Source organism: uncultured Winogradskyella sp. (assembly GCF_963975125.1).
Lineage (GTDB): Bacteria > Bacteroidota > Bacteroidia > Flavobacteriales > Flavobacteriaceae > Winogradskyella.
This window is the reverse complement of the sequence record NZ_CAXBGB010000088.1, coordinates 1-12,703: the sequence shown is the minus strand read 5'-3', so window position 1 is coordinate 12,703 and position 12,703 is coordinate 1. Positions and strand designations below refer to the sequence as shown.

Annotated in this window: 10 protein-coding genes; 5 read left to right on the top strand and 5 right to left on the bottom strand. The window is 32.8% G+C overall.

Annotation, left to right across the window (positions count from 1 at the left end; genetic code table 11):
- Nucleotides 1–96: 96 nt before the first annotated feature.
- Entirely contained in the window at nt 97–501 is a 405-nt protein-coding gene (gene mce / locus AAC053_RS11890) for a methylmalonyl-CoA epimerase (protein WP_339756837.1), read from the bottom strand.
- Between the two features lie 139 nt (nt 502–640).
- Between mce and rbfA the strand changes: the two genes are divergently transcribed.
- Both rbfA and AAC053_RS11880 read left to right on the top strand, forming a co-directional pair.
- Entirely contained in the window at nt 641–1,039 is a 399-nt protein-coding gene (gene rbfA, locus AAC053_RS11885) for a 30S ribosome-binding factor RbfA (protein ID WP_339756834.1), read from the top strand.
- Entirely contained in the window at nt 1,040–2,242 is a 1,203-nt protein-coding gene (locus tag AAC053_RS11880) for an FtsX-like permease family protein (protein ID WP_339756831.1), read from the top strand.
- On the opposite strand, the gene dusB is transcribed toward AAC053_RS11880, so the two are convergent.
- The 3 genes from dusB to AAC053_RS11865 all read right to left on the bottom strand — a co-directional run bounded on the left by dusB (nt 2,239) and on the right by AAC053_RS11865 (nt 5,039).
- Nucleotides 2,239–3,234, bottom strand: coding sequence for a tRNA dihydrouridine synthase DusB (gene dusB, locus AAC053_RS11875; RefSeq protein WP_339756828.1), 996 nt, complete (start codon nt 3,232–3,234; stop codon nt 2,239–2,241). The genes AAC053_RS11880 and dusB overlap by 4 nt on opposite strands.
- A gap of 58 nt (nt 3,235–3,292) precedes the next feature.
- A complete protein-coding gene (locus AAC053_RS11870; protein WP_339756825.1) occupies nt 3,293–3,679 on the bottom strand; it encodes a DUF4345 domain-containing protein in 387 nt (128 codons plus the stop codon).
- Between the two features lie 115 nt (nt 3,680–3,794).
- Nucleotides 3,795–5,039, bottom strand: a complete 1,245-nt coding sequence (locus tag AAC053_RS11865; protein WP_339756822.1) for a M28 family peptidase — start codon at nt 5,037–5,039, stop codon at nt 3,795–3,797.
- A gap of 152 nt (nt 5,040–5,191) precedes the next feature.
- Between AAC053_RS11865 and AAC053_RS11860 the strand changes: the two genes are divergently transcribed.
- Entirely contained in the window at nt 5,192–6,307 is a 1,116-nt protein-coding gene (locus tag AAC053_RS11860) for a hypothetical protein (protein ID WP_339756819.1), read from the top strand.
- Nucleotides 6,308–6,366: 59 nt separating this feature from the next.
- Here the strand turns inward: AAC053_RS11860 and AAC053_RS11855 are convergent, their stop codons facing one another.
- Entirely contained in the window at nt 6,367–8,790 is a 2,424-nt protein-coding gene (locus tag AAC053_RS11855; protein ID WP_339756816.1) for a TonB-dependent receptor, read from the bottom strand.
- Between the two features lie 240 nt (nt 8,791–9,030).
- Between AAC053_RS11855 and lepA the strand changes: the two genes are divergently transcribed.
- Complete coding sequence (gene lepA / locus AAC053_RS11850) at nt 9,031–10,827, top strand: translation elongation factor 4 (protein ID WP_339756813.1); 1,797 nt, start codon at nt 9,031–9,033, stop codon at nt 10,825–10,827.
- 66 nt (nt 10,828–10,893) lie between these two features.
- The gene (locus AAC053_RS11845; protein WP_339756810.1) at nt 10,894–12,426 is read left to right on the top strand and encodes a LytTR family transcriptional regulator; all 1,533 of its coding nucleotides are present in this window, start codon (nt 10,894–10,896) and stop codon (nt 12,424–12,426) included.
- Nucleotides 12,427–12,703: the final 277 nt, after the last annotated feature.

The window sequence follows — 12,703 nt, the reverse complement described above, 5'->3', positions numbered from 1 at the left end:
GGACCACCTGATTATGAGTCAGGTGCTCTAACCAACTGAGCTATGGGACCAATAAGGCTGCAATATTACTACATATTTTAAAACTCTACAAGAAAATTATTCCTTAATCTCTTGACATAATTCTACTAAAACACCATTTGTAGATTTTGGATGTAAAAAAGCAATTAACTTATTATCTGCACCTTTCTTGGGCGCTTTATGAATCATCTCAAAACCCTCCATGGTAAGTCTTTCTATTTCTTTCTCAATATCATCTACAGCAAATGCAATATGGTGAATACCTTCTCCTTTCCTTTCAATAAACTTAGCTATTGGGCTGTCTTTATTAGTAGCTTGAAGCAATTCAATTTTATTGGGACCACATTTAAAAAAAGACGTTTTTACACCTTCACTCTCTACATCTTCAACCTTATAATGGTCTTTTCCGAATAACGCCGAAAAAAGGTCATTAGAACTATCTATATCTTTTACAGCAATACCAATGTGCTCTATTTTTCTCATCTTTTGTGTTCAGTGAAAACAGAATATCTGTTTAATTAATCTTGAAAGACTATACTTAAAAAGTCAATTTTTACCCTCAAAAATACTATAATCTTTAAATAACCTCTACTTTTGCAGATGATTAGTTATAATAATCATTATGGAAGAATTTACACAGAGACAGAAAAAAATAGGAGGCATACTCCAACAAGACCTAGCAGAAGTATTACAAAAAGCAGCAACTGATGGTGGTTTGCGAGGTGTTATTATCTCAGTGAGTAAAGTAAATGTAACTACAGATTTATCTGTAGCTAAAGTTTACTTAAGTATATTTCCGAATAAAGAAGCACAGCCTTTGCTAGAAGGTATTCGATCTAACAAACCTTTAATTAGACATGAGCTTGCGCAACGTACACGTCATCAATTGAGACGTATGCCACAGCTTGAATTTTTTATTGATGACTCCTTAGAATATATTGACGGTATTGAGCGTTCTCTAAAAGGAGAGGATGACCCACTTGAAAATCCAGATTTACTTGGTAAGCGAAAAAAATCTTAAGTGAATTTTCCTTTATATATAGCAAAACGTTATCTATTTTCTAAAAGCAGTAATAATGCTATAAATATAATGACGCTTATCGCTTCTGGTGGTGTAGTTATTGCCTCTGCAGCACTTTTTATTGTACTATCTGTTTTTGCTGGGTTAAAAGATTTTAGTCTTCAATTTTCTTCTTTTGTAGATCCCGATTTAAAATTAATACCCACAGAAGGTAAATCGTTTCTTTTTTCTGAAGAGGACATGTCTAAGTTAAATGCCTTAAATGGGATTGCTTCTTATTCTAAAATTATTGAAGAACGCATTATTATTAAATCTGAAAACAAGAATCTTCTTGCTACCTTAAAAGGTGTGGATTTAAACTACTTAAAAGTTACCAATATAGATTCTATGGTAACTAAAGGCAATTGGATTTCGCCAGAAAGTAACGATGTGGTTTCTGGTTGGGGAATTTCTAATAATCTATCTTTTGGCATTTTTAATTACCTCAAGCCCTTATCTCTTTATGTGCCTAAACCAGGGAAAGGACAGCCAAGTTCGTTAAAAAGCATGTATAATTCAGTTTACGTAAACAATGTTGGACTATTTGATATTAATGAAGAATTGAATAATGAATATATATTTGCTGATATAAGTTTGGCAAGAAATTTACTAAACTACAATGACTCCCAAATAAGTTCTTTAGAATTGAAACTAAAACCCAATGCCGATGAATCTGAAACTAAGGAGCAACTAGAAAATGCTTTCGAAAATAGATTTATCATTAAAAATAGAGAGCAGTTAAACGATGCTTTATTCAAAATGTTGAATACCGAAAATCTGGCTATTTACCTCATATTTACTTTGGTGATAATCATAGCTTTGTTTAATGTTATTGGAGCTATCATTATGATGATTTTAGATAAAAAGAAATCATTAAACACGTTGTTTAATCTAGGCACAGAACCAAAAACAATTAAGTCTATTTTCTTTTGGCAAGGCAGTTTAATGACTGTTGTAAGCGGAGTTATTGGTGTTGCAATTGGCTTATTAATTGTGTTTTTACAACAATCCTATGATTTGGTGATGTTAACACCAGAGTTACCTTATCCTGTACGATTGAATTTTATTAATGTGTTTATCGTTTTAGCAACAATCTTTGCGTTAGGAATTATTGCATCGAGAATTGCTTCTCAACGCATCACAAGGCAATTAATTCAGTCTTAAGAGGTAAACTGATAATCTGGAAACGTTTCCAAAACTTCGTCAAAAGCAGCAAATACGTCTTTAGAATCGTCGCTTGTTACCATTTTCATTCGGTATTCTTTAAAGTGTGGAATCCCTTTAAAATAGTTGGTATAATGTCTTCTAGTTTCAAAAACACCAAGGATTTCACCTTTCCAATCTATTGCCATTTGTAAATGACGTCTTGCGGCTTCAACACGCTCTACTAAAGAGATTGGAGCTAAATGTTCACCTGTTTCAAAATAGTGTTTAACCTGTTTAAAAAACCATGGATTTCCAATAGTTGCACGTCCAATCATAGCACCATCTAGGCCATAAGAATCTCTCATTTCCGCAGCCCTTTCAGGTGTATTTATATCGCCATTTCCAAATACAGGAATATGCATTCTTGGGTTGTTCTTCACTGCAGCAATAGGTTTCCAGTCAGCATCACCTTTATACATTTGCGCTCTAGTTCTCCCATGTATTGCAATGGCCTTACAGCCAACATCTTGCAAACGTTCAGCAACCTCAACAATTTTTATAGAGTCGTGGTCCCAACCTAATCTGGTTTTTACTGTAACAGGTAAATTGGTGCGTTTAACCATTTCTGCCGTTAGCTGTTCCATAAGACAGATGTCCTTCAGAATTCCTGCTCCTGCCCCTTTAGAAACTACTTTCTTAACAGGACAGCCAAAATTGATGTCAATGATATCTGGATTTGACTTTTCTACAATATCAATGGTCTGCAACATGCTTTCCATATTGGCTCCAAAAATCTGAATACCAACTGGTCGTTCTTTTTCGTAGATATCTAATTTCATAACACTCTTTGCTGCATTGCGGATTAGACCTTCACTAGACACAAACTCAGTATAAACCACATCTGCACCTTGTTCCTTGCATAACGCTCTAAATGGTGGATCACTAACATCTTCCATAGGTGCCAAAAGCAATGGAAAGTCTGGTAATTCTATGTCGCCTATTTTAACCAAGTGTTTAAATTTTGATGCAAAGCTAAGTTATTTTAGACTATTAGTTGAGATCATTGGGCTAATCTAGTCGGTATTTCAATACCCAAAAACCATAAAAGCCTAAAAATAATTCTGCAAAGGTTCCGAAAATATATCCAGATGTTGGTGTGCCATCTATAAGCCAACTTAGTAATCTTCCAAAACCCAAACCAAACATAAAAATAAGATTGGTTATTAATGCAATTTTTAAATAATTTACTTTAAAAACACCTAGAATCCACAATATCGAAAATCCTAAATACAAGCCCATTATGGCTTTAAAAAAATTGTGTTCGTCAACTGTATTTAAGTGAATATCGAATTCTGAACTTGGGTTAAAACCGTTTACAAAAGCGACTGGAACAACAATAAATACCGAAATGATGAGATGGGTTTTGGTTATGATATGTTGTTTTGATATTTTCATTATTTCCTGTATAAGACCTCACAGGTATTGAAACCTGTGAGGCCTAGCGTTTATTCATAATCTTTTTCCGTTTGAGAAATAAGTCCTTCCTTTTGCGAAAGGTTATGATGAACTCTTAAAACTTAACCTTAGTATCTATAGTTTTGTCTCCGCGCTTCACCGTAATTTCGGCTTCATCACCATTATCGAAAACAGATAAAGCACGCATATAACTCATCATATCTGTGATCGTACTATCTCCGAGTTTTAAAACAATATCCCCTTTTTGTAAACCTGCTGCAAATGCTGGCGTTTCTTCGCGCGTTCCATCGATTCGCATGCCTTTTCCATCGTACAAATAATCTGGTACAACCCCTAAACCAACTTTAAACCGAGGTGTTTCCTCACTTTCATTTTTTGTTTTTCTGAAAACCAACTCGCCATTGTCATCTAAATCAGTAATAATATTATAAATGTAATCCGAAATAAGATTCATGCCATCGTAATTCAACTTTTCAGAATCATCGCCTGGTTTATGGTAATCTTCGTGCTGACCTGTAAAGAAATGTAGGACAGGAATATCAATTAAGTAAAACGATGTGTGATCACTTGGACCTACTCCACTTTCATTTTCAACCAATTTAAATTTATCATTATTAGATTTCAACGTTTGTTTAAATATTGGAGAGGTTCCCGTTCCGTAAACCGCTAAAGTGCTATCTGCTTTCATACGACCAACCATATCCATGTTAATCATATAATTAATAGATTCTGCATTAATAGTTGGGTTTTTTGAGAAGTAATTAGAGCCTAATAATCCCATTTCCTCACCTGAAAATGCCATAAATAAATAGTTGTTTTTGTCTTTTATTTCTGCTTGGTCATTTTTAATTTTTATTCGACTCGCCAAATTCAACATTACTGCCACTCCACTCGCATTATCATCTGCACCATTGTGAACCGCTTTGTCATTTTCTCTATATAATGAACCTTCGCCTCCAAAACCTAAATGATCGTAATGTGCACCGATTAAAATGGTAGATTTTGCATTGTTGTCTATAAATCCAATGATGTTATTTCCAGTAATTGTACTGTCTGCATTTGTTGTAAATTTAACTTCACCATGAGGATCTGTTTTGGGTTTAAATGAGAACGATTGCAAATACCCTTCGGTTCCTTTTGGTTGTAAACCAATGGTTCTAAAACGCTCCACGAGATATTTAGCAGCCAAGGTTTCACCTCTTGTTCCGGTTTGCCTTCCCTCTAATTTATCGTCTGCTAAAAAAGCAACATCTTCCTTTATTTTGTTATCTACAACTTTAGATTCGTTTTTACAAGAAAGCACACTTGCTAAAAACAATAAAAACATCCAATTTTTCATTTATAAAATATCTATTTAATTAAATTTGTGAAATGTAATTTGCCATTACCATTCTGAATTATTATCAGATGTATTTCGTGGCTCATTTCATCTTTAAATCTTATTTTTGCACAAAATTAGGCATTAAAAGCCATTTATTATAATACTTTATTATGAACAGAATCACTGTTATTTTAATTCTACTGGTTACATTTTCATCTTGTAAAGAAGAAACCTCTAAAGTATCCGAATCTAAAACTGAGTCTACCATAGATTCTACCTCAACAAAAAATCCACTAATCTATCCAGAAGAAATCCATTTTAAATCTATTAGACAGGTTACGTTTGGTGGTGATAATGCTGAGGCCTACTGGAGTTTTGACGATAAGCAGTTGGTTTTTCAATCTAACAATGCCAAATGGAATGTTAGTTGCGACCAAATGTTTTTGATGAATGCCAATGAAACTTTTACTGATAGCATTGCTCCACCCATGATAAGTACAGGAAAAGGTAGAACTACTTGTGCTTATTTCTTGCCAGACAACAAACATATTATCTATGCTTCGACGCATTTGGGTGATGAAAACTGCCCAGATACACCTTTAAGACAAAACGGAAAATACATTTGGCCAATTTATGATAGCTACGACATTTTTGTCGCAGATTTAGAAGGTAATATTGTAAAACAATTAACCAATGAGGTTGGTTACGATGCTGAACCAACGGTATCTCCTAAGGGTGATAAAATTGTGTTTACATCAACAAGAAGTGGTGATTTAGAACTATACACCATGAATATTGATGGAAGTAATGTAAAACAAATTACAAATGAATTGGGTTACGATGGTGGAGCTTTCTTCTCTCCAGATGGTACAAAACTAATATTCCGTTCGTCTCGTCCTAAGACAGAAAAAGAAATTAAAGATTATAAAGATCTATTAGCTCAAGGCTTAGTTGAACCAACAGAAATGGAACTTTATATCTGTAATGCTGATGGTTCTGATTTAAGACAATTAACTGATTTAGGCAATGCAAATTGGAGTCCGTTTTTTCATCCTTCTGGTGAGAAAATTTTATTCTCATCTAATTTTGAAGCTGAACGTGGATTTCCTTTCAATTTGTATTTAATAGATATTGATGGTAAGAATTTAACGCGAGTAACCCATGGTGAGACTTTTGATGCCTTCCCTGTTTATTCTAATGATGGCAAGCACTTAGCGTTTTCATCTAACCGAAATAATGGAGGTGGTAGAGATACCAACTTGTTTATTGCAGAATGGCGCGATTAGCTGTGTTCTGAAATATACTAGTTGAGAGATACAAATTTGTTTATTGCTGAGTGGCAAGACTAGTTTAAATCTTTCAGTCTTTCACGTTCTTCAGCGTCTGTAGTGCGCTGATTAGTGTTAAGTTTTGTATTACCAAAGTTGTAACGGAAACCTAATTTTATAAACCTATTGTCAACATCTACAAAACTAGAGCTCGATTGATTTAAATAGTTTAAAGAGGTTTTATAATCTTGGTCATTAAACATGTCTTCTATAGACAATGAAATTACACCTTTTCCATTTAAAATAGATTTTGATAAACTAAACTCTGAAACCAATCGATCCTCAACCGTTTGAAACTGCTGTAAATTTTTACCAACCCATGTAAAGCTTAGGTTTAAATTTAAACTCCTGTCATTCAATAGTGATAAATTATTTGCTAAGATGCTGTAATTAGACCATTGATTTAGTTCTACAAATCCCTCGCCAAAATTTGCCTCTTCTGAAATGTTATAAAATGATGTGACAAAATAAAGGTTCCAAGTGCTTGTTGGATAATAATCAAACGAGAAATCGAAACCATACTCAACCTTTTTGTCTAGATTTGTTGGTGTGTATGCAACAATATTGGTTTGATTATTTTGTCTTGGCAATTCTACTATATCACCATCATAGTTCATATAATAAGCTTCAATCGTAAAATGCTCTAAAAAATTAGTTCCCACTTTGTAGTGATCTCTGTAGGTTGGTACCAAATTAGGGTTTCCCAGCACAACTGCATTTTCATTTATAAAAAATGTAAATGGATTTAAATCCGTGTAACTAGGTCTTGTAATGCTTCGTTTATAACTTCCGTATATACTTGCTTTTTCTAGTAGTTGATGAGACAAGCCCACATTTGGAAACCAATTGAGATAGTCTTGCGTATTCGTTTCACTTAAAGTTAAAGATTCTCCTTCAATATTTGTTTGTTCAACTCTTAGCCCTAAGTTTAAATCCCATTTATCCCAAGATTTACTATAGTTAGTATATGCTGCAAATACCTTTTCATCGTATTTAAAAGCATCCGTATTCTCAGTATTGAGCACTTCTTCGCCATTTATAATATCTAATCTCGTAATATCACTTTCGGTATTTATATTTGAATATTTCAGACCTAAATCAAATACGGATGTATCATCAATGGGTAAATTATAATCAATTTTTCCTGTGATAATCTGAGTATCTTGATTGGCGAGCGTGTTAAATTCTGAATCATCTTCAACTAAGTTGTCTTGAAATACTTTCTGATTGCGTTCGTAATCATAAATTGTATAATGCGCATTAAACGCTAAACTTGCACTATTTTCAAAATCGTGTCTAAAATTTAAGTCTGTACCAATATTGTATTTGTTATCTCTAGATAAATTATCGGCCGTAAAACTTGATAAGAAATTTAGATTTTCATCTGTAATATCAGTTTTATTTCTAATTTGATACTTAAAATATGGAGTATATAATCCAGTGCTGGTAAGACTCAATGTGTTTTTATCATCAATATAATAATCGAAATTAAGATTAAGATTATGCGTTTCGGACCATGTGTTTCTATTGATATTAGACTTCCAAATTTGATTGATTTCGTAAATATCTGGTGTTTCTGGGTTTGGATTATCTAAAAAATTAACGGTATCATCTTGATCTCTATTTATTTTTTGATTGGTGTAACTATAATTTACGTTAAGGTTGACTTTATTATTTTTAAAATAATGGCTTGTACCAGCATTATATTTCGGAAACACTCCTTGCGTATAATTGGTAAAAACACTGCCTCTATAACCTGTTACGAGATTTTTACTCATTATAATATTAATAACAGAACCACTGTCTGCATCATAACTTGCTGGCGGATTTGTAATAACCTCAACTGATTTTATGCTACTTGCTGGTGAACTTTCTAATAAAGTAATAAGTTCTTCTGAAGTTAATTGTACACGTCTATTATTAATAAAAACCGTTGCTGGTGAACTTTTGATATTAATACTACCTTCCGACACAATAATTCCTGGTGTGCTTTTTAAAACACTTAAGGTACTACCTTCTGTTAATGCAGTATTTTCAATATTGAAAATTAAACGGTCTGGCTTACGTATTATTGTTGGCTTTTTTGCTATAACGGTAACTTCACTTAGGCTTTCGGGAGTCTCATTTAACTGAATTGTTTTTAAATTTAAATCTCCTGTTAGGATGATTTTTTGTTCAAATTCTTCAAAACCTATATAACTTATTTTAATAAAATACGTAGCTGCGTCTAAATTATTCAATATAAAAAAGCCCTCGTTATCTGTTGATGTTCCTTTAAGAAATTCACCCCCTTTTTCTATAAGAACAACCACATTTGCAAACTCAATAGGGTTGTTGTCTGAATCAATGATTTTTCCTGAAATAGAAAAATCTTGAGCAAATACGGAAATACTAAATATAAATAGAAGTACGCTAATATAAAATCGTAGGCGAGCAATCATAAGTTAAGTTTGTGCTGCAATATATAAATTGTTTTTTACTTAATATTACGGTTTTACCGTAATTCATCACGGTTTTATTATGATTATTGATGTCGCAAAGCACAAGAAATCAATTATATTTGCAAACCTATTTATTTCTTTAGAAATGATAGATGAAATATCCCTCCTGTGGAGGTTGTTTAATTTTAAATAATCTTTCTGGATATTCCATCTTAACACAAAAACAGTGTATATCAACAGATGAAAAACATTCGTAATTTTTGCATTATTGCACATATAGACCACGGAAAAAGTACATTAGCAGATCGTTTACTAGATTATACAGGAACAGTGACTGCTCGTGAAAAACAAGATCAGCTCTTAGATAGTATGGATCTAGAGCGTGAGCGTGGTATTACCATTAAGTCTCATGCTATTCAAATGGAATATACCTTTGAAGGGCAAGACTATGTGTTAAATCTTATTGATACTCCTGGTCATGTAGATTTCTCTTATGAGGTCTCTCGCTCTATTGCAGCCTGTGAAGGCGCTTTATTAATTGTTGATGCCGCTCAGAGTATTCAGGCACAAACAATTTCAAACTTATATTTGGCTTTAGAAAATGATTTAGAAATTATTCCGGTGCTTAATAAGGTAGATTTACCAAGTGCAAACCCAGAAGAGGTTACAGACGACATCGTTGATTTATTGGGTTGCTATCCCGAAGAAGTGATTCATGCCAGTGGAAAAACAGGTTTTGGTGTCGATAACATTTTAAAAGCCATTATTGAGCGTGTTCCAGCTCCAAAAGGAGACGTTGACGCTCCATTACAGGCTTTAATTTTTGATTCAGTTTATAACACATTTAGAGGTATTGAAACCTATTTTAGAGTTTTTAACGGTGAAATTAAAAAAGGACAAAAAATTAAGTTTGTTGCTACAGATAAAGAATATTTTGCTGATGAGGTTGGCACTTTAAAATTAACTCAAGTTGCTAAAAAAAGTGTTAAAGCTGGCGATGTAGGCTATTTAATTACTGGTATTAAAACAGCTAAAGAAGTAAAGGTTGGTGATACGATTACTGATTTCGCAAACCCAACAACTAATATTGTTGAAGGCTTTGAAGATGTAAAACCTATGGTTTTCGCAGGTATTTATCCTGTTGACACAGAAGATTACGAAGAGCTTAGAAACTCTATGGAAAAACTTCAACTTAACGATGCTTCTTTAGTATTTGCACCAGAGAGTTCTGCTGCATTAGGCTTTGGATTCCGTTGTGGTTTCTTGGGTATGTTGCACATGGAAATCATTCAAGAACGCTTAGAGCGCGAGTTTGATATGACGGTTATTACAACAGTACCTAACGTATCTTATAATGCGTATACAAACAAAGATCCAGATACGCCTTTTATAGTAAATAATCCATCTGATTTACCAGAGCCTTCAACTGTAAACAGAGTTGAGGAACCTTATATAAAGGCAACCATTATTACTAAATCTGATTTTGTTGGTAATGTAATGTCTCTTTGTATAGAAAAGAGGGGAATTGTCTTAAACCAAACGTATTTAACAACTCAACGTGTTGAATTAACTTTTGAAATGCCATTAGCGGAAATTGTTTTCGATTTCTATGATCGACTTAAGACAGTTTCAAAGGGTTATGCTTCTTTTGACTATCACCCTCTTGGCCTGAAAACATCTAAGTTAGTTCGTTTAGATATTTTATTAAATGCTCAACCTGTTGATGCACTTTCTGCTTTAATACACGCAGATAATGCACAACATATTGGTAAAAAGATGTGTGAGAAATTGAAAGAATTAATTCCGCGTCAACAATTCGATATTCCAATACAAGCAGCAATCGGAGCTAAAATTATATCTAGAGAAACCATAAAAGCTTTACGTAAAGATGTAACTGCAAAATGTTATGGTGGTGATATTTCGCGTAAGCGTAAATTACTTGAAAAGCAGAAAAAGGGTAAAAAACGTATGCGCCAAGTTGGTAATGTAGAAATACCTCAACAAGCATTTATGGCTGTTTTGAAGTTGAATGATTAGCAGGCGAAATTCTTAATGTAACAAAGCAGAAGTCAATAACTTCTGTTTTTTTTTGTACTTTACAGTATGAAGAATAGTGGTTATGTGTTTTTCTTGTTTTTATTTCTTTCTTGTTTTGGAAACGCACAAACCGAGCATACAGAAATTGATTCCCTTATTCAACGCGCTATTAAAAATGGCGTCAAAAATCAGGATAGTGCTTTATACTTCTCTAAAAAAGCGTATAATATTGCCGAAAAGAAAAAAGACACTTTTCTTATAGGAGCCACTGGGTATTACTATTCATTTTACCTTATCGCTTTAGATAAAACAGCCGAGGCACAAAATTTACTACAATTTAATTTCGATAATCAAGATAAGTTTTCGGATGTTATTAATGGCAATACCAACTATAACCAAGCTGCTATATTTGACTTAAAAGAACGGTTTGACAAGGCTTTAGAATTTTACTTCCTAAGTGTAGATTTCTATAAAACTGCAAATAATAAAAAAGGGTTGGCTAAATCTTATTTACAGATTGGTGTTATTTACGAAAAGTTGAATAAACTCAAATTAGCGGACTACTTTTTTGATGCTTCGTTAAGTGTAAGTGGTAATGAAAATAAAAAACACAAGGTGAATTCTACAAGCAGAGGAATGACACCAAAACAGAAAACAACCGCTTCTTTAAAAATGCTGAAAGAACTTGAAAGCGGAGAAAATGATAAATTGAAGTCAATAGTCTATTATAATATTGGGCAATCACTTATAGATGAGGAGCGTTACCAAGATGCTATAGACTATTTTACAAACTCTATTCTAATAAAAAAGGATATTAACTTTTTAACAAATATTGATAAAACATATTTTTTACTTGGTCAAAGCTATTACAATATAAATAAGCCCGAAAGTGCTATTATCAATTTTACAAAAGCCAAAGAGGTAAATAAAAAAAGGAATCAAGCTGCTGAAATAGAATATTATTTATCAAAAGCACATGCGTTAAAAAGAGATTATAAAAAGGCCCTTTTTCATTCAAATAAGTATAAGTTTTTAAGTGATTCTATTGCAAAATTTCAACAAAATGAAAACATTGCTGAAATTACAGCAAAGTATGAAAGCCAGAAACAGGCTAATAAAATAATTAAGCTTCAGCAAGAGAATCAGAAAAATGAATTAGAGATTTACAAGCAAGAGAGTTTGGGCTGGCGGTGGTTCATTGTAGCTCTTATTACTTCTCTAATAGCAGTTTGGTTTGGGCGTCGTTTTTTACAATCACAAGAGCGCATTAAAGAAGTGGAATTAGAAAAGGAACATATTGCAAAAAAGGTTGAAGAAATTGCAGTAATACTTAATAATAAATCTAAGGTGTATTTAAAAAAGTTAAAATACATAAAATCTGATGGCAATTATTTAGAATTTGTAACGGATAGCAAAACGATTATAGATCGCAATAAAATTAAAGCTATACTAGAAGAGTTACCACCTAATTTTGTTAAAGTTCATAGATCCTATATTATTAATAAAAACTATGTGTCTGCTGTAAATAGGTCTAATGTTATTCTTCAACCAGATATAAATATTCCCTTATCACGGATCTTTAAAAGCAACCTCTCTTAATTTCGTTTGTTAAACATGTTGTTTTTTGAGCTACTCATCACATTTTACACCTAACACATTGATTTAGGGTGTAACTTCATTGAGGCTATTAATTTATAATTCAATGAAAACAAGGGTGCCACCAATTATTTTTTGCTAACATTTAGCTTCTTTATTGCTCAAACAAATGGATTTTTTAATTATTGTAAAATCTACCTGAACTCAATTATTGTGCAAATACACAAGTAAGGCATAGTTGTTCTAGAATTATTCAAAATCTTATATCATGAAAACAAAA

What these genes read in the sequence shown, in the direction of transcription:
- AAC053_RS11865 (WP_339756822.1), bottom strand. Translation starts at nt 5,039, where the DNA reads ATGAAAAATTGGATGTTTTTATTGTTTTTAGCAAGTGTGCTTTCTTGT.
- AAC053_RS11860 (WP_339756819.1), top strand. Translation starts at nt 5,192, where the DNA reads ATGAACAGAATCACTGTTATTTTAATTCTACTGGTTACATTTTCATCT.
- lepA (WP_339756813.1), top strand. Translation starts at nt 9,031, where the DNA reads ATGAAAAACATTCGTAATTTTTGCATTATTGCACATATAGACCACGGA.
- AAC053_RS11845 (WP_339756810.1), top strand. Translation starts at nt 10,894, where the DNA reads ATGAAGAATAGTGGTTATGTGTTTTTCTTGTTTTTATTTCTTTCTTGT.
- rbfA (WP_339756834.1), top strand. Translation starts at nt 641, where the DNA reads ATGGAAGAATTTACACAGAGACAGAAAAAAATAGGAGGCATACTCCAA.
- AAC053_RS11855 (WP_339756816.1), bottom strand. Translation starts at nt 8,790, where the DNA reads ATGATTGCTCGCCTACGATTTTATATTAGCGTACTTCTATTTATATTT.
- AAC053_RS11870 (WP_339756825.1), bottom strand. Translation starts at nt 3,679, where the DNA reads ATGAAAATATCAAAACAACATATCATAACCAAAACCCATCTCATCATT.
- mce (WP_339756837.1), bottom strand. Translation starts at nt 501, where the DNA reads ATGAGAAAAATAGAGCACATTGGTATTGCTGTAAAAGATATAGATAGT.